The following is a 16,622-nucleotide window of genomic DNA, read 5'->3' as shown; positions in this document are numbered from 1 at the left end:
AAAGCAACTGATGCCACAGCATTATCACAAACACGGTCGGAAAAAACCGGCGTTCGATGGGCGATGATGCCGGGAGAGCTTTGACGATGACGTCGCCGAGAGACAGCGACAGCGAAAAGGAATCGCGCCGTATCCTCGACCGCATAGCGCGCGAGAGCGAACCCGGCGGTGGCTCTTTCGTTGCGCGCAAGACCAGCGAGATGCGCAATCATCTCGCTGCTGCCGACGTCGACAAGGCCGACCCGATCGAGCATATCGGCACGCGCATCGGTCGCATCTTGGGTTTCGTGCTGACCGTCGGCCTGATTCTGTGGCTGATCAACTATCTCGTTCGAGGCGGATAACTTCATGACATCTCAAGCCGAGACAGCCGCGCCACGCGCGGTGATCGTCGTGTCGAGCCATGTCGCGCGCGGATCGGTGGGCAATCGCGCGGCGGTTTTTGCGCTGGAGACGCTCGGCCATCCGGTCTGGGCGGTGCCGACGGTGATTTTGCCGTGGCATCCGGGCCATGGCAAAGCGACGCGCATCGTGCCGCCGACGGAGCAGTTCGCCGCCTTCATGGCCGATCTCGAACGGGCACCGTGGCTGGGTGAGGTCACGGCGGTGCTGTCGGGCTATCTCGGCGAACCCGGTCAGGTGGAGGCCGTGGCCTCGCTGGTCGAGACCGTGAAGGCGAAGAACTCGAAGGCGCTTTATGTCTGCGACCCTGTCATCGGCGATTCCGGCGGGCTTTATGTCGCCGAGGCGCTGGCTGCCGGCATTCGCGACAGGCTGCTGCCCTTGGCCGATATCGCAACGCCCAACCGCTACGAGCTGGAGTGGCTGGCGGGCGCAAAGGCTGACGATATGCGCGCAACGATGGCGGCAGCACTTGGGCTTGGGCCGGCAACGATGCTGGTAACCTCGGCGCATGCGATGATGGCGGGCGGCACCGGCAATCTGCTGGTCACCCAGACGCAGGCGCTGCTGGCCGAGCATCGCACCGTCGAGCGTCCGCCGAACGGTCTTGGCGACCTCAGTGCCGCGGTGTTTCTGGCGCGGCTGCTTGCCGGTGAGACAGCTGCCAAGGCGCTGCAAACGACCACTGCCTCGGTCTACGAGATCCTCGCCCGCACCTCCAAGCGCGGCGGCGACGAGCTGCAGCTCGAAACCGATGCGCAAAGCCTGTCGCATCCGATGGCGATGGTCGAGCTGCGGACTCTGATCCACCCATCGCGAAGCCGCAAGGCGTGACGGTGCTCGACAGCAATGTGCCAGTGGTTGGCGTCGATGGATGCCGCAAAGGTTGGATTGCGGTCGTCAGATTGCCAGGAAAAGCCCCGCACATCGAAGTCGCAGGTACCTTTGAAGCCTTGGTCCAAAAGCACACCAAGGACGCGGTCTTTGTTGTTGATATGCCAATTGGCCTCCCAGAGGTGCAAGAAGCTGGTGGCAGGGCTGCGGAGCGAACTGCGCGACAGGCGCTTAAGCGTCGAAGGTCCAGTGTGTTTCCTATCCCGTCTCGCAGTGCGGTTTATCTGGAGCCTGGAGAATTCGATTCTTTTGATTTGAGAAGGGCTGCACGTGCCAGGGCCAGTGCACACGCCCTGACGACGTCAAATCCACCGCGAGGTATTACGTTTCAAGCCTTTTCTATTTTCCCGAAGATTCGCGAGATTGACGGCTTGCTGCGAGATGATTTGACGCTTTGCGAGCGAGTGATCGAATCCCACCCGGAACTGGCCTTCCAAGCATTGAATGCCAATCGCGAAATGGTGTGGCCAAAGAAGAAGGCTGCGGGAGCAATCGAGCGCAAGACTGTCTTGGAGTTGAACGGATTTGACCGTGCCTTCCTCGATCAGGTGCCGCCGCGCGGTGCTGCAGCGGACGATTTTCTCGATGCTTGCGCGATGATGCTGATCGCCGAGCGGCATTATCGCGGCGAAACTACAAGTTTTCCCTCGCCGCCGGGGCGGGATAATCATGGCATTCCTGTTGCAATCTGGGTTTAATGCCTGGATCCAACACGGAGGCGTGCGATGAAGCCCATTCGTGCAATGGCGGCAGCGGTGGTGCTGCTGGTGGCAATGCCTACACATGCGCAGGAAAGCGTTGTCGAGCGCTGGTATGCAGCACTGCTCAAGGTCGACCGGGCTGCCCTTTCAGACCTTCTCACAGACGATGCGACGATCAAGCTGGACGATCTCGGCGTGACCCAGACCAAGGCCGAGTTCATCGGCTCGATGGACGAGTGGCAGGCAGCCGCGAAGGGCGCCAACATCCGCCACAAGGTTGAAAGCCAGACCGCGGAGACGACCACCGTGCTGACCTGCTACGATTTCCCAGAAAACGACCTTTTGGCGCGCGAGACCTTCACCACCAAAAACGAACGCATCGTCGCCAACACGCAAGTGACGGTTGGCGACGGCTGCATGGATTTCTGAAGCCTATTTCAAGCGGGTCATCAGTGTCGGCTCGGGCAAGATGCGCCATCCGAGCCAAGACAGGATGGCGATGAGGCCCATTGTGGGGATGACGGTGGCAAGGGCGGTTACCGGATCGCCCATCCATGCCGCCACCGCGCCACCGACCATACCTGCACCCATCTGGAAGAAGCCCATCATGGCGGAGGCGGCACCAGCATTATTGGGGAAGGGCGCCATTGCCGCCGTCATCATCGCCGGCGAGATCATGGCGATGCCGAAGGCGTAGATGCCGACCGGGACCATGACGAGCAGGAAGCTGGGCTCGTACGTCCTGAGCAGGACGGCCATGGCGATGGAGCCGATGGCGACGAAGGTCAGGCCGACCGGTACCATGCGCGCGGCCCCGTAACGCTGCATGAACATGCGCATGACGACCGCTCCGGCCATGAAATTGGCCGTCTGCATCAGCATGCCGATGCCGAATTGGGTGGGGCTCAGGCCGACGCGTTCCATCAGGATGAAGGCCAGCACCGTGGCCTGGGTGTAGATAGCGCCCGTCGTGCCGGCGATGACGAGGCAGCACAGCACGAAATAGGGGCTGCGAAACAGCGATCCGTAAGACGTGATGAGGGCCTTCGGGCGAATGCGGCTGAGGTCGCGCGTCACCGTCTCGCGCAGGGCGAAAATGGCGACCAGCATGACGACGATGCCGAGCAGCACCATGACGATGAAGATGGCGTGCCAGCCGAAGAACTCCATTGTCAGGCCACCAAGCGTTGGTGCGACTGCCGGCCCGAGTGCCAGAAGGATGCCGATCATGTTCATGATGCGGGCCGAGCGTTCATGGGTGAAGACGTCGCGGACAACCGCGCGCGCCACCGACACGCCGACAGCTGCACCGACGCCCTGGAGGAAGCGGGCGGCGATAAGCGTTTCGATGTTGGGCGCGACCAGCGCCAAAACGCTTGCGGCGAGATAGATCGCCATGAAGACGAGCGTGATCGGGCGGCGGCCGAAACCATCGGAAAGCGGACCACAGACCAGCTGGGCAAAGGCGAAACCGCCGAAATAGAGCGACAGCGTCATCTTGACCGCGGCCTCGGTGGTGCCGAAAGCCTGGACGATCTCGGGCATGGCTGGGGTGAACAGCGCCAGCGAGATCGGGCCGATGGCGACCATCAGGCCGCCGATCATCGAGACCCGACGTTCGCTCATGATTGGTGCGGCGGTCGCTTCCAGCGGTTCGGCCATGGCAATATCAGTTCGCATGTTCATGCCGCCGCATCCTCGCTCGAAAGCGCTTCGACGCGGACGGCGAGCAAGTTCGCGCGGGCAGTCCTCAGCGAGACCAGCAGACGCTGCCAGTCGTCGGGGTCGATGCCGTGGGCGGCTTCGCTGCGGATCGATGCGGCGATTGGCTCGATCTGGGCTACCACCTTCGAGCCAGCTTCGGTCAGCGTGACAAGCTTGGCGCGGCGGTCGGCGGGATCGGGATTGCGTTCGACAAAACCCTTGGCCTCGAGCCGATCGATAAGACCGCTCAGCGTCATCGCTTCGATGCCGAGGCGCTCGGCGAGGGCGGTCTGGCGGATCGGGCCTGCGCGCCGGACGTTGAACAGGACGCGGCCCTCGCCGGTGGTCAGCCCAAGGCCGGCTTCGGTTGTGCGGCGGTCCATCTCGGCACGGATGATGCGCGAGAGATCGTTGACGATGAAGCCGAACGTGTCGGTGTCGAGACTGGCGGCCATATTGCTAAGTAATCCTTATTATACGGTTCACTTAGTTTACCGTGGGCGATGAGTCAATCCGGTTGCACGGCCCCCGGTCCGGCCCTACATCGGGGCTGTCCGCAGTTATCAAGGAAGCTCTTCATGTCTGCTCAGATCGATCTCGCGCGTCATCCACTGACCCATTGGGCCGGGCCGCTTGGCCTGCCGGATTTCACCAGGATCGAAGACGGCGATTTCGGCTCAATGTTCGATGCCGCCCTTGCCGCGCATGCCGCCGAGGTCGAGGCAATCGCCAACAATGTCGAGCCGGCAACGGTTGCCAACACACTCGAAGCGCTGGAGCTTGCAGGCGAGCCGCTCGACCATGTCTCGTCGATCTTCTGGTGCCGCGCCGGTGCCCACACCAATGACGCGATCCAGGCGATGGAGCGCGAAATTTCGCCGAAGATGGCCAGGCATTTCTCGGCGATTTCGATGAACGAGAAGCTGTTTGCCCGTATCGATGATCTCTACGCACGCCGGGCCGAGCTCGGCCTCGATGCAGAGGCGCTGCGCGTGCTCGAAAAGACCTGGAAGGGCTTTGTCCGCTCGGGTGCCAGGCTCGACCCCGAGGGCAAGAAGCGGCTTGCGGATATCAACGAGCAGCTCGCCTCGCTCGGCGCCAAGTTCGGCCAGAACGTGTTGGCCGACGAGAAGGAATGGGTGCTGTTTCTCGACGAGGGCGATCTCGCCGGCCTGCCGGAATTCGTGCGCGGGGCGATGGCCCAGGCAGCGGAGACACGGGGACAGAAGGGCAAATATGCCGTCACCTTGTCGCGCTCGATCTATGAACCCTTCACGACATTCTCCGAGCGGCGCGACCTGCGTGAAAAGGCGTTCAAGGCCTTTGCCGGTCGCGGCGAGAGCGGTGGCGAAACCGACAATGCCGGCGTGGTGCGCGATACGCTCAGCCTGCGTGCCGAAAAGGCCAGGCTGCTCGGATATGGCAGCTATGCCGCCCTCAAGCTCGACGACACCATGGCCAAGACGCCGAAGGCGGTGATGGAACTGCTTGAGCCGGTGTGGAACAAGGCACGCGAAAAGGCCGCCGCCGACGAGACCGAATTGCAGCGGCTGGCGGCCGCCGCCGGCAGCAACGACAAGCTCGCCGCCTGGGACTGGCGCTTTTATCAGGAGAAGCTGCGCGCCGAGAAATACGCTTTCGACGAGGCCGAGCTGAAGCCGTATCTGCAGCTCGAAAAGATCATCGACGCGTGCTTCGACGTGGCGACGCGGCTGTTCGGCATTAGCTTCAAGGAAAAGACGGGCATCACCGCCTGGCACCCCGACACCAGGGTATTTGAGGTGTTCAACGCCGATGGCAGCAAGCGCGGGCTTTTCCTCGCCGACTATTTCGCGCGGCAGTCGAAGCGCTCGGGCGCCTGGATGAGCGCGCTCCAGTCTGGCTACAAGCTCGGCAAGGGTTCGACGCCCATCATCTACAACATTATGAACTTCGCCAAGCCGGCGGAAGGCGAGCCGGCGTTGCTGTCGCTCGACGAGGCCAAGACGTTGTTCCACGAATTCGGCCACGCGCTGCACGGCATGCTGACCGACGTCACCTGGCCGTCGGTGGCGGGCACTTCGGTCAGCCGCGATTTCGTCGAGCTGCCCTCGCAGCTCTACGAGCACTGGCTGACGGTGCCGGCGGTGCTGGAAAAGCACGCGCTGCACTACAAGACCGGCAAGGCGATGCCAAAGGAACTGCTCGACAAGATGCTGGCGGCCAAGACCTTTGGCGCGGGCTTCGCCACCGTCGAGTTCACCTCGTCGGCGCTTGTCGACATGGCCTATCATGCCCGTCCAGACGCCCCTGCCGATCCCGTGGCTTTCGAAGCCAAGACGCTCGACGATCTCGGCATGCCGGAAGCAATCGTCATGCGCCACCGCACGCCGCACTTCCTGCACGTGTTCTCGGGCGAAGGCTATTCGGCCGGCTATTACTCCTACATGTGGTCAGAAGTGCTCGACGCCGACGCATTCGCCGCCTTCGAGGAGACGGGCGATGCGTTCAACCCCGCCATGGCCGAAAAGCTGCGCAAGCACATCTATGCCGCCGGCGGCTCGGCCGATCCGGAAGAGCTCTACAAGGCCTTCCGTGGCAAGATGCCTTCGCCTGAAGCGATGATGGAGAAGCGCGGATTAGTTTAAGGGCACTTCGGGGGCGAGTTCCTTCCCACTCCCCTCTGCCCGCCGGACATCTCCCCCGCAAGGGGGGGGAGATTGGCCGTCATGTCCGCTTTCGCCAATTGCTGAAGTTGCAGAAATGCGCCGGCGGCGGAGCTGCTAATCTCCCCCCTTGCGGGGGAGATGCCCACAGGGCAGAGGGGGGTGCCAAGGGGGCGCCGCTTGAGGTTTGAATAGATGGAACTACCAGCAACATTGAGGGCGGCGGTCGACCGGCAGCTTGAAGGCGTGCCGCTCGCCGAGCTGCAGCGCGCTGCCGACATGCTGTCTTCTCGCTACCGGGCTGAGACGCGGGATGGCAGGCTGCATTTGTCCGACGAGATGTTTGCGTGCGCTTATTTGGCGACGCGGCTGCCGGCGACATTCGCGGCGGTGCGGGCGAGCCTCGAAAGTGCCGCTGAGCTGTTGCCGGATTTCGAGCCGAGGAGCCTGCTTGATGTCGGCGCCGGTCCCGGCACGGCCCTTTGGGCGGCTGCCGACTGCTGGCCGACGGTAAATTCGGCGCTGATGCTCGAAGCTAGCCAGTCGATCCGCAAGGTGGGCGTGGACCTTTCTGCGCATTCGGGCGTCGAACACGTCGAATGGCGCGCGGTGGATGCCTCCAAGAGCTTCGAAGCAGCCAAAGCCGACCTGGTGACACTTGCCTATGTGCTCGACGAATTGTCGCCGGCCGAAGGGCTGGCGCTTGTCGAGCGGCTGTGGGTGGCAACGAACGGCCTGCTGATGGTGGTCGAGCCTGGCACGCCGGCCGGCTGGCGGCGGATGATGGCGGTGCGGTCACGGCTCATCGAACTGGGCGCGCATCTGGCTGCACCTTGTCCGCACAGTGAGGCTTGTCCGATCGTCGAACCGGACTGGTGCCATTTTTCGCGGCGCGTGGCGCGCTCGCGCCTGCATCGGTTGACCAAGCGTGGCGACGTGCCATGGGAAGACGAAAAATACATCTTCCTCGCGGCATCGCGGACGCGTGCCGAAACATTTGGCGCCCGGGTTCTGGCGCCGGCGCGCGGCGGATCGGGAAAGATCCAGCTGAAGCTATGCCAGGAAAATGGCTCGATTGACGAAAAGATGCTAACCAAGCGCGATGGCGAGCGGTTCAAGACGGCGCGCCGTGTCGACTGGGGCGACATTTTGTAGTCTTGCCCGCTGGCAGAAAATCAGTCGATTTGGCCGCCCCCCTTTCGCATTTGCGAAAAAACCTGTAAGAGCCGCCCACACGAAACGCGGCGCGTCGACAGGCAGTGCCCGCAACGCTCCCGAGAAGACATATGAACCTCCGCAATATCGCGATCATCGCGCACGTCGACCATGGCAAGACCACGCTCGTCGATGCGCTTCTCAAACAATCCGGCTCGTTCCGCGAGAACCAGCGCGTCGCCGAACGCGCGATGGACTCAGGCGACATCGAAAAAGAGCGCGGCATTACCATCCTGGCCAAGGCGACCTCGGTCGACTGGAAGGATACCCGCATCAACATCGTCGACACCCCTGGCCACGCCGATTTCGGTGGTGAGGTCGAGCGCATCCTGTCGATGGTCGACAGCGCCATCGTTCTGGTCGACGCCGCCGAAGGCCCGATGCCGCAGACCAAATTCGTGGTCGGCAAGGCGCTCAAGGTCGGCCTGCGTCCGATCGTGGTCATCAACAAGATCGACCGTCCCGACGCCCGCCACCAGGAAGTCATCAACGAGGTGTTCGACCTTTTCGCGGCGCTCGACGCCACCGACGAACAGCTCGACTTCCCGATCCTCTATGGTTCGGGCCGCGATGGCTGGGTTTCCGAGAATCCGGAAGGCCCCAAGGACCAGGGGCTCGCGCCGCTGTTCGACCTCGTTCTCAAGCATGTTCCCGCGCCGACGGTTAACCCCGGCCCGTTCCGCATGATCGGCACCATCCTGGAAGCCAACCCGTTCCTCGGTCGCATCATCACCGGCCGCATCGAAGCAGGCACGCTGAAGCCCAACCAGCCGGTCAAGGTGCTGCACCATGACGGCACGCTGCTGGAAAACGGCCGCGTCACCAAGATCCTCGCCTTCCGTGGTATCGAGCGCCAGCCGATCGAGGAAGCCCATGCAGGCGACATCGTCGCCATTGCCGGTCTTTCGAAGGGCACTGTCGCCGACACCTTCTGCGATCCGTCAGTGAACGCGCCGATGGCCGCCCAGCCGATCGATCCGCCGACCGTCACCATGTCCTTCATCGTCAACGACTCGCCGCTGGCCGGCACCGAGGGCGACAAGGTGACCAGCCGCGTCATCCGTGACCGTCTGATGAAGGAAGCCGAGGGCAACGTCGCGCTCAAGATCGAGGAATCGCCTGACAAGGATTCGTTCTTCGTGTCGGGCCGTGGCGAGCTTCAGCTTGCTGTTTTGATCGAGACGATGCGCCGCGAGGGCTTCGAGCTCGCCGTGTCGCGTCCGCGCGTGGTCATGCAGAAAGACGAGAACGGCGAACTGCTGGAGCCCGTCGAAGAAGTCGTCATCGACGTCGACGAGGAGCATGCCGGTATCGTCGTGCAGAAGATGTCGGAGCGCAAGGCTGAGATGGTCGAGCTGCGTCCTTCGGGCGGCAATCGCCAGCGCCTGGTCTTCCATGCGCCGACGCGTGGCCTGATCGGCTACCAGTCCGAGCTTCTGACCGATACGCGCGGCACAGCGGTGATGAACCGTCTGTTCCATTCCTACCAGCCCTACAAGGGCGAGCTGCCCGGCCGCACCAACGGCGTCTTGATCTCCAACGATCAGGGCGAGTCGGTGGCTTTCGCCATGTGGAACCTCGAAGATCGCGGCCCGATGGTCATCGACGCCGGCGTCAAGGTCTATCAGGGCATGATCATCGGCATCCACAGCCGCGACAACGACCTTGAGGTCAACGTGCTGAAGGGCAAGAAGCTGACCAACATCCGCGCCGCCGGCAAGGATGAAGCAGTGCGCCTGACGCCGCCGATCCGCATGACGCTGGAACGTGCTCTTGCCTGGATCCAGGACGACGAACTGGTCGAAGTGACGCCGAAGACCATCCGCCTGCGCAAGCTCTATCTCGACCCGAACGAGCGCAAGCGCTTCGAGAAGTCCTCGAAGACCGCGTAAGTCGCGCGGCTTGAAACAAAAAAGGGCGTCTCCGATGGAGGCGCCCTTTTTGTTTACGGCCTGAGGTCTATTGCTTACATATCGATGATTGGTGCGACCTCGACGGAACCGCCTGCCACCAGGATTGGGCAACCTTTGGCAATCCGCGCGGCATCGGCTGGGTCTTTCGCGTCGACGACCGTGTAGCCGCTGGCCGGATTTGAGCCGCCGTCATTGGTGACCGCTCCATTGGCGCCGACCGTCTGCGACTTGCCGACGGGAGCCCCACCATCGACAACAGCCGCGCCGAGCGAAGCGAACCAGTCCATCCAGGCCTTCATCACTTTCGCGCCTTCGGCTTCGGATGCCGGTTTGCCGCCGCCGTGATAGACGAAGAGAAACTTGGTCATGACATCTCCTCCTTGGCGTGCCGACATGCCGGCCACCCGGCATTGAGCCAGCGCGCGGGCTATTCATTCGCCGATCGTCTGTCACGGGCAACCCGTGTCGGCGCCTGTCGCGGAAAGTTGATGTGGGGCAGCCGTCTCGTACGAGATTGGAGGTGGGGCATCCCTGGTGTTTGCCGCAGCACAGGAGTGCAAGTTTGCGGGGCAAGCGGGCGGTGGGAATCGCGAATCGGGTGAGCAAGACGACAGGGGCAGGCTCTGCTGCTGCGATTGCCGCTAGGTAAAGGCGAATTTTTTAATCAGGCTTTGGAATTGCCGCCCCTTGGGGACGCTGCGTCAGCTTAATTCGTGGGCATTTTCTGCCTATTGCCTAGGCGTTTTTGCCAACCTTCCGTCAAACCTTTGTCGCTAAAGGCGGGCCATCTGCTACGATAGTCGCAAAAGCATGTGACGGGACGGGAGAAACTAGCGTCATGTCCGAATCAATGAAGTCGACAGCGAAATCCGCCAAGACTGCATCCGCCTCCAAATCCTCCGACAGACCTCCCCAGCTCCTTGAATTGCTGCTCGCCCGGGCCCCGGCCGAAGATGTGGCCGACTACGAGCCCGGCATGCTGGAACGTGCGGCGGAGTTGGCCGAACAGGCCGTTCTCAAACACCGCAAGGGCTCATCTGTCATCAACATCGACACCGATGCCGGCATCCTTCGCCACGGCCGGCCGGTAACTGTCGTCACCGTCGTCAACGACAACATGCCGTTCCTGTTCGATTCGGTGCTCGGCGAGATCACCGAGGCCGCCGGCGAGCCGGTCCTTGTCACCCATCCGGTCATCATGGTTCGCCACGGCCGCACCGGCGTCGACGAGATTCTGACTGACGGCAGCTCGCACAAGGGTGAGGATGCCGCCGACAAGGTCAGCGTCATCCATGTCCACATTCCAGCGCAGGGCAAGGAAGCAGCCGAGGCACTGCGCGAACGGCTGAACAAGCTGCTCGACCAGGTGCGGTCGTCGGTGACCGACTGGAAGCGCATGCTGGCGCGGCTCGATCAGGCGATCTCGGAATTCCGCTACGCGCCGATCCCGCTCGACAAGAATCTGGTGACCGAGGCGATCGCTTTCCTCGAATGGCTGCGCGACGACAATTTCACCTTCCTTGGCATGCGCGAATTCCAATATTCGGGCGGCGAAAAGAGCGGCATGCTGGAGCGCGCCGACAAGCCCGGTTTAGGCATTCTCGCCGACCCCGACGTGCTGGTGCTGCGCCGCGACACCGTCGATGCGACGTCGACGACGCCGGAAATCCGCGCCTTCCTGCATGGCCCGGAACCGTTGATCGTGACCAAGGCGAACGCCAAGTCGGCTGTCCATCGCCGTGCCTATCTCGACTATATCGGCGTCAAGACCTACGACGCCCAGGGCCAGCTTTCGGGCGAGCTGCGCATCGTTGGCCTGTTCACTTCGACCGCCTACACGCGTTCGGTGATGAAGATCCCTTACCTGCGCTCCAAGGCGGAGACGGTGATCCAGAAGTCGGGCTTCGATCCCGCAGACCATTCGGGCAAGGCGCTGACCAACGTGCTCGAGTCCTATCCGCGTGACGAGCTGTTCCAGATCGCCGTGCCGACGCTGCGCAAGCATGCCGAGGCAATCCTCGGCCTGATCGAGCGGCCCCGGGTGCGGGCGCTGGTGCGCGTCGACCAGTTCGACCGCTTCGTCTCTGTACTCACCTTCGTTCCGCGCGACCGCTACGATTCGGTGGTGCGCGAAAAGATCGGCGCTTATCTCAAGAACGCTTTCGATGGCCGGTTGTCGGCATATTATCCGGCATTCCCGGAAGGCGGGCTGGCGCGCGTTCACTTCATCATCGGGCGCTCCGGCGGCAAGACGCCGAAGGTCGAGCAGGCGGCGATCGAGGCGGCCATTCGCGACATCGTCACGACCTGGGAAGACGGACTGCGCGAAGCTTCGGCCGAAGCGGGCTCACCGGCGGCACTGGTCAGCGTCGCCATGCATTTCCCACAGGACTATCAAAACAGCTTCTCGCCGGCGGCGGCGCTGCTCGATGCCGAGCGGATCACCACGATCAGCCCGAGCAATCCGATCGTCATCGACTGCTATCGCGACACCGGTCAGTCACAGCAACAGGCGTCGCTGAAGATCTACCACCATGGAGCGCCGGTGGCGCTGTCGCGGCGCGTGCCGCTGCTTGAGAACATGGGCTTCCGCGTCATCAGCGAGCGCACCTTCGAACTCGGCGAGAAGGGCGAAGACCAGATCTTCATCCACGACATGGAGCTGGAGAACGCCTACGGCCAGTCCATCGACCTGGCTGATGGCGGTCTGCTGTTTGAGGAAGTGTTCCTGTCGGTGTGGAACGGCGACGCCGACAATGACGGCTATAACGCGCTGGCCCAGACGGCGGGGCTCGGCTCCGACCAGATCGTGATCCTGCGCGCCTATGGCCGCTATCTCCAGCAGGCGGGCATTCCGCAGAGCCAGGATTTCATCGCAGCCGCACTCAATCGCTACCCCGATATCGCGCGCGGCCTGCATGGGCTGTTCCTGGCCCGGCTCGATCCGGCGCAGGAGAAAGAGGGGCTGGTTACCGCCAAGCACCTCAAGGCCAAGATCAAGGATGCGCTGGACGCGGTTCCAAACATCGACGACGACACGATCATCAGGCGCTATGTCAACCTGATCGAGGCGTCGCTGCGCACCAATCACTTTGTCGCGGGCAAGAAGGAACGGGGCCAGTCGCTGGCGATCAAGTTCGATTCGCGCAGCGTCGAAGGCCTGCCCGAGCCGCGGCCGTGGCGCGAGATTTTCGTCTATGGCTCCGAGGTCGAGGGCGTGCATCTGCGCTTCGGCCCGGTGGCGCGCGGCGGGTTGCGCTGGTCGGACCGGGCGCAGGACTACCGCACCGAGGTGCTGGGACTGGTCAAGGCGCAGCAGGTCAAGAATGCCGTGATCGTGCCCGTTGGCGCCAAGGGCGGCTTCTTCCCCAAGCGCCTGCCTGTCGGTGGCAGCCGTGACGCCATCTTCGAGGCGGGCAAGGCGGCCTATGTCAATTTCATTTCCTCGATGCTGTCGATCACCGACAATCTCGACGGCGACAAGGTCGTGCCGCCGAAGGGCGTGGTGCGGCGCGATGTCGACGACCCCTATTTCGTCGTCGCCGCCGACAAGGGCACAGCGACCTTCTCGGACACCGCCAATGGCATCAGCGAGGCGCATGGCTTCTGGCTCGACGACGCCTTTGCCTCGGGCGGCTCGGCCGGCTACGACCACAAGAAGATGGGCATCACCGCGCGCGGTGCCTGGGAGGCGGTAAAGCGGCATTTCCGCGAGATGAACCGCGACATCCAGACGACGCCCTTCAGCGTCGTCGGCGTTGGCGACATGTCGGGCGACGTGTTCGGCAACGGCATGTTGCTGTCGGAGCAGACACGTCTGATTGCAGCGTTCGATCATCGCGATATCTTCATTGATCCAAATCCCGACATGGCGGCGTCGTTTGCCGAGCGCAAGCGCATGTTCGACCTGCCGCGTTCGAGCTGGCAGGACTACGACAAGTCGAAGCTCTCGGCGGCTGGCGTGATCGTCTCGCGGGCACAAAAGTCGGTGACGTTGCCGGCTGCGGCTGCTGCCGCCATCGGTCTCGACAAGACCACCGCTTCGCCGACCGAGATCATGAGCGCGATCCTGCGTGCGCCTGTCGACCTTTTGTGGTTCGGCGGCATCGGTACCTATCTGCGCGCCAGCGGCGAAACCAACCAGGAGGTGGGCGACCGCGCTAATGACGCGATCCGCGCCACCGCCAGCGAGGTTCGCGCCAAGGTGATCGGCGAAGGCGCCAATCTGGGCACCACCCAGCGGGCACGCATCGAGTTTGCGCTCAAGGGCGGGCGCTGCAACTCGGATGCCATCGACAATTCGGGCGGCGTCAACTCCTCCGACGTCGAGGTCAACATCAAGATCGCGCTGGCGTCGGCCATGCGTAGCGGCGGGCTTCAGCGCCCGGCGCGCAACAAGCTGCTCGCCGAGATGACCGAGGAAGTGGCGGGCCTGGTGCTTGCCAACAACTACGAGCAGACGCTGGCGCTGTCTCTTGCCGCAAGGCGCGGCATCCAGGATATCGCGCATCAGGGGCGCTTCATGAGCGCGCTCGAGGCGCGTGGCCTGCTCGACCGTGCGGTCGAAAACCTGCCAAGTGCCGCTGCACTTGCCGAGCGCCAGACGCGCGGCGAGCCGCTGACCCGGCCTGAGCTCGGCGTGCTCCTGGCCTATGCCAAGATCGTTCTGTTCTCCGACATCGTCGCCAGCGACCTGCCTGACGACGCGCAGTTCGCCCGCGACCTGATGGGCTACTTCCCCGACCGCATGTCGAAGAAGTACGCGGCCGAGATCGACGGTCACCGGCTGCGTCGTGAGATCATCACACGTGTTCTTGTCAACGATCTTGTCAATCGCGGCGGCCCCTCCTTCGTCAACCGCTTGCAGGAAGCAAGCGGCCGCTCGGCTGCGGATGTGGCGCGCGTCTTTGCGGTCGTTCGTGACGGTTTTGCGCTGCCCGCGCTCTATGCTGAGATCGATGCGCTCGACAATATCGTCGACGGCATGACGCAGCTCGACCTCTACCAGGCGGTGAGCCGGCTGCTTTTTGCCGTCAGCGGCTGGTACCTCCGCAACGACCACGGCGATGCCCCGCTGTCGAGCCGCATAGCCGAGCTGCATGAGGCGCGCGCAGCCCTCGAACACAAGTTCGCAGGCATGCTGCCCGCCTTCACCCAGGAACGCATCCAGAAGCGCAAGGCGGGCTTCACAGCCGCCGGCGCGCCGGAGAAGCTGGCCGGGCGGCTGTCGCTGCTCGAAGTCGGCGAACTGGTGCCTGACATCGCGCTGGTGGCCAAGACGGCAAAGGCCGACATCGTTGCCGCCGCCAAGGCGTTCTTCGGGGTCAGCGAGGCGTTTAGGATTCCGCGCATAGAAGACGCCGCCAATGCGATATCGAGCTCCGATTATTATGAGGGGCTGGCGCTGTCGCGGGCATCGGACACGATCGGTGCGGCACGTCGCGGCATCGCGGTTGCAGCCCTCACCGGTTTCGGCAGCGCTGCCGATCCTGTCGCGGCCTGGCTCGAAGCGGGTGGTGAACGCATCAACCGCACCCGCGAAAGGCTGCAGGCGCTGACCGAAGGCGGCGACATCTCCGTGTCGCGGCTGACGGTTGCTGCCGGGCTGATGAGTGATCTGTCTGGCCGATAACGGCTTTTCGATCTCGCCTGCCGCCGTCGAGACGGCAGGCATTTTTCCCGGAAGATCGGACGACCGAACTGCGCTATAGCTCCAAGCCACGCCGATGCGGCGTGAGCGGAGGGATGATGGCTGATACGATGGTGGTTCAACGTACGCCACGGCGTGGCGTCTGGGGCTGGATGTTCTTCGACTGGGCAGCACAGCCCTTTTTCACGGTTGTGACCACCTTCATCTTCGGTCCCTATTTCGTTTCGCGCATGGCGACCGATCCGGCCATGGGGCAGGCGGCCTGGGGCTACGGCATCGCCGCCGCAGGCTTCGTCATCGCCATATTGTCGCCGGTGCTCGGCTCGATCGCCGACCAGACCGGCCCGCGCAAGCCATGGATCGCCTTCTTCGCGGCGATCAAGATCTCCAGCCTGTGCCTGCTTTGGTACGCTGCTCCGGGCTCGCCGCTCGTGCCGGTGGTGCTGCTGTTTTCGCTCGCCTCGGTGGCGGCAGAATTCTCGATCGTGTTCAACGATTCAATGATGCCGCGCCTGGTGGCGAAAGACGAGATCGGCAAGGTCTCCAACATCGCCTGGGGTCTCGGCTATCTCGGCGGCATGATCGTGCTGATCTTCGTCGTGGCCTTCATGGCGGCATCGCCCGAGACTGGCAAGACCATCATCGGCGCGGCACCTGTGTTCGGCCTCGACCCGGCATTGGGCGAAGATGCGCGCGCCACGGGCCCGATTTCGGCAATCTGGTATTTCATCTTCATCTTGCCGATGTTCTTCTTCACGCCTGACAGCGGCAAGGGCATCGCCATCCGCCCGGCCGTGCGCCTGGGCCTCAACGAACTCAAATCGACGCTGGGCGAAGTGCGAAAGCGCACCGGCATCTTCCGCTTCCTCGTTGCCCGCATGATCTACCAGGACGGCGTCAACGCACTTTTGGGCCTTGGCGGCGCCTTTGCGGCGGCGATGTTCGGCTGGTCGATCACCGAGATCGGCATCTACGGCATCATCTTGAACGTTATCGCCATCTTCGGCTGCCTCGTCGCCAGCCGGCTCGATACGAGCTTTGGCTCCAAGGTCGTGGTGGTCGTTTCGCTGGTGCTCTTGACGATCGCCACCATAGGCATCGTCTCGACCGGCCCGGGCTATACGCTCTTTGGGCTGTGGCAGATGTCGGGCCCTGATACGGGCGGACTGTTCGGAACACCGGCGGAAAAGGCCTACATCGCTTTCGGCCTGCTGGTCGGTATCGCCTTTGGGCCGGTGCAGGCGTCGTCGCGCTCCTACATGGCACGTAGCGTTTCAGCCGACGAAGCAGGGCGCTATTTCGGGCTCTATGCGCTTTCGGGCAGGGCGACGAGCTTCGTCGCACCCTTTACGGTCGCCACAGTCACCGCATTGAGCAGCTCGCCACGCCTTGGCATGGCGACGATCATCATCTTCTTCGCCGTCGGGCTGGCCATGCTCTTGCGCACGCCCTATCCGGCTGACGAGGTGAAGTAGCTTTTTACCCTCCCACAAGGGGA

The 16,622-nt window shown here is 63.1% G+C and carries 12 protein-coding genes; 9 read left to right on the top strand and 3 right to left on the bottom strand.

The annotated features are described in order from the left end of the window. Positions 1–86 precede the first annotated feature (86 nt). Genes AC1DLV_RS11880 through AC1DLV_RS11865 form a run of 4 tightly spaced genes read left to right on the top strand, consistent with a single transcriptional unit; the run spans position 87 to position 2,426 of the window. Entirely contained in the window at positions 87–344 is a 258-nt protein-coding gene (locus AC1DLV_RS11880) for a hypothetical protein (RefSeq protein ID WP_476800246.1), read from the top strand. A gap of 4 nt (positions 345–348) precedes the next feature. Then, positions 349–1,236 carry a pyridoxal kinase PdxY gene (gene pdxY, locus AC1DLV_RS11875; protein ID WP_476800245.1) on the top strand — a complete coding sequence of 296 codons (888 nt, stop codon included), beginning with the start codon at positions 349–351 and terminating at the stop codon, positions 1,234–1,236. After that, complete coding sequence (locus tag AC1DLV_RS11870) at positions 1,233–1,994, top strand: DUF429 domain-containing protein (RefSeq protein ID WP_476800244.1); 762 nt, start codon at positions 1,233–1,235, stop codon at positions 1,992–1,994. The genes pdxY and AC1DLV_RS11870 overlap by 4 nt, the downstream gene beginning before the upstream one ends. A 27-nt stretch (positions 1,995–2,021) precedes the next feature. Further along, on the top strand, positions 2,022–2,426 hold the full coding sequence (locus AC1DLV_RS11865) for a nuclear transport factor 2 family protein (RefSeq protein WP_476800243.1): 405 nt from the start codon (positions 2,022–2,024) through the stop codon (positions 2,424–2,426). A gap of 3 nt (positions 2,427–2,429) precedes the next feature. On the opposite strand, the gene AC1DLV_RS11860 is transcribed toward AC1DLV_RS11865, so the two are convergent. Further along, on the bottom strand, positions 2,430–3,683 hold the full coding sequence (locus AC1DLV_RS11860) for a multidrug effflux MFS transporter (RefSeq protein ID WP_476800242.1): 1,254 nt from the start codon (positions 3,681–3,683) through the stop codon (positions 2,430–2,432). Then, positions 3,680–4,156, bottom strand: coding sequence for a MarR family winged helix-turn-helix transcriptional regulator (locus tag AC1DLV_RS11855; RefSeq protein ID WP_476800241.1), 477 nt, complete (start codon positions 4,154–4,156; stop codon positions 3,680–3,682). The genes AC1DLV_RS11860 and AC1DLV_RS11855 overlap by 4 nt, the downstream gene beginning before the upstream one ends. Before the next feature lie 123 nt (positions 4,157–4,279). On the opposite strand from AC1DLV_RS11855, the gene AC1DLV_RS11850 reads away from it, so the two are divergent. The 3 genes from AC1DLV_RS11850 to typA all read left to right on the top strand — a co-directional run bounded on the left by AC1DLV_RS11850 (position 4,280) and on the right by typA (position 9,453). Further along, entirely contained in the window at positions 4,280–6,328 is a 2,049-nt protein-coding gene (locus AC1DLV_RS11850; RefSeq protein WP_476800240.1) for a M3 family metallopeptidase, read from the top strand. Between the two features lie 213 nt (positions 6,329–6,541). Further along, positions 6,542–7,501 carry a small ribosomal subunit Rsm22 family protein gene (locus AC1DLV_RS11845; protein ID WP_476800239.1) on the top strand — a complete coding sequence of 320 codons (960 nt, stop codon included), beginning with the start codon at positions 6,542–6,544 and terminating at the stop codon, positions 7,499–7,501. A 131-nt stretch (positions 7,502–7,632) separates the two neighbouring features. After that, positions 7,633–9,453 carry a translational GTPase TypA gene (gene typA, locus AC1DLV_RS11840; protein WP_476800238.1) on the top strand — a complete coding sequence of 607 codons (1,821 nt, stop codon included), beginning with the start codon at positions 7,633–7,635 and terminating at the stop codon, positions 9,451–9,453. A 74-nt stretch (positions 9,454–9,527) separates the two neighbouring features. Here the strand turns inward: typA and AC1DLV_RS11835 are convergent, their stop codons facing one another. Further along, the gene (locus tag AC1DLV_RS11835; protein WP_476800237.1) at positions 9,528–9,842 is read right to left on the bottom strand and encodes a YciI family protein; all 315 of its coding nucleotides are present in this window, start codon (positions 9,840–9,842) and stop codon (positions 9,528–9,530) included. A 470-nt stretch (positions 9,843–10,312) separates the two neighbouring features. Between AC1DLV_RS11835 and AC1DLV_RS11830 the strand changes: the two genes are divergently transcribed. Both AC1DLV_RS11830 and AC1DLV_RS11825 read left to right on the top strand, forming a co-directional pair. Then, positions 10,313–15,106: an NAD-glutamate dehydrogenase gene (locus tag AC1DLV_RS11830; protein ID WP_476836165.1), complete on the top strand. Its 4,794-nt coding sequence runs from the start codon at positions 10,313–10,315 to the stop codon at positions 15,104–15,106. A gap of 116 nt (positions 15,107–15,222) precedes the next feature. Further along, positions 15,223–16,599 carry an MFS transporter gene (locus AC1DLV_RS11825; RefSeq protein ID WP_476800235.1) on the top strand — a complete coding sequence of 459 codons (1,377 nt, stop codon included), beginning with the start codon at positions 15,223–15,225 and terminating at the stop codon, positions 16,597–16,599. Positions 16,600–16,622: the final 23 nt, after the last annotated feature.

The organism is Aminobacter sp. 01T433 (assembly GCF_056398585.1).
The sequence above is the reverse complement of the archived record's forward strand: the minus strand, read 5'-3'. Positions and strand labels throughout refer to the sequence as shown.

Coding starts and splice junctions, on each gene's coding strand:
- typA (WP_476800238.1), top strand. CDS start 7,633: ATGAACCTCCGCAATATCGCGATCATCGCGCACGTCGACCATGGCAAG.
- pdxY (WP_476800245.1), top strand. CDS start 349: ATGACATCTCAAGCCGAGACAGCCGCGCCACGCGCGGTGATCGTCGTG.
- AC1DLV_RS11845 (WP_476800239.1), top strand. CDS start 6,542: ATGGAACTACCAGCAACATTGAGGGCGGCGGTCGACCGGCAGCTTGAA.
- AC1DLV_RS11850 (WP_476800240.1), top strand. CDS start 4,280: ATGTCTGCTCAGATCGATCTCGCGCGTCATCCACTGACCCATTGGGCC.
- AC1DLV_RS11880 (WP_476800246.1), top strand. CDS start 87: ATGACGTCGCCGAGAGACAGCGACAGCGAAAAGGAATCGCGCCGTATC.
- AC1DLV_RS11825 (WP_476800235.1), top strand. CDS start 15,223: ATGGCTGATACGATGGTGGTTCAACGTACGCCACGGCGTGGCGTCTGG.
- AC1DLV_RS11865 (WP_476800243.1), top strand. CDS start 2,022: ATGAAGCCCATTCGTGCAATGGCGGCAGCGGTGGTGCTGCTGGTGGCA.
- AC1DLV_RS11835 (WP_476800237.1), bottom strand. CDS start 9,842: ATGACCAAGTTTCTCTTCGTCTATCACGGCGGCGGCAAACCGGCATCC.
- AC1DLV_RS11830 (WP_476836165.1), top strand. CDS start 10,313: ATGTCCGAATCAATGAAGTCGACAGCGAAATCCGCCAAGACTGCATCC.
- AC1DLV_RS11860 (WP_476800242.1), bottom strand. CDS start 3,683: ATGAACATGCGAACTGATATTGCCATGGCCGAACCGCTGGAAGCGACC.
- AC1DLV_RS11855 (WP_476800241.1), bottom strand. CDS start 4,156: ATGGCCGCCAGTCTCGACACCGACACGTTCGGCTTCATCGTCAACGAT.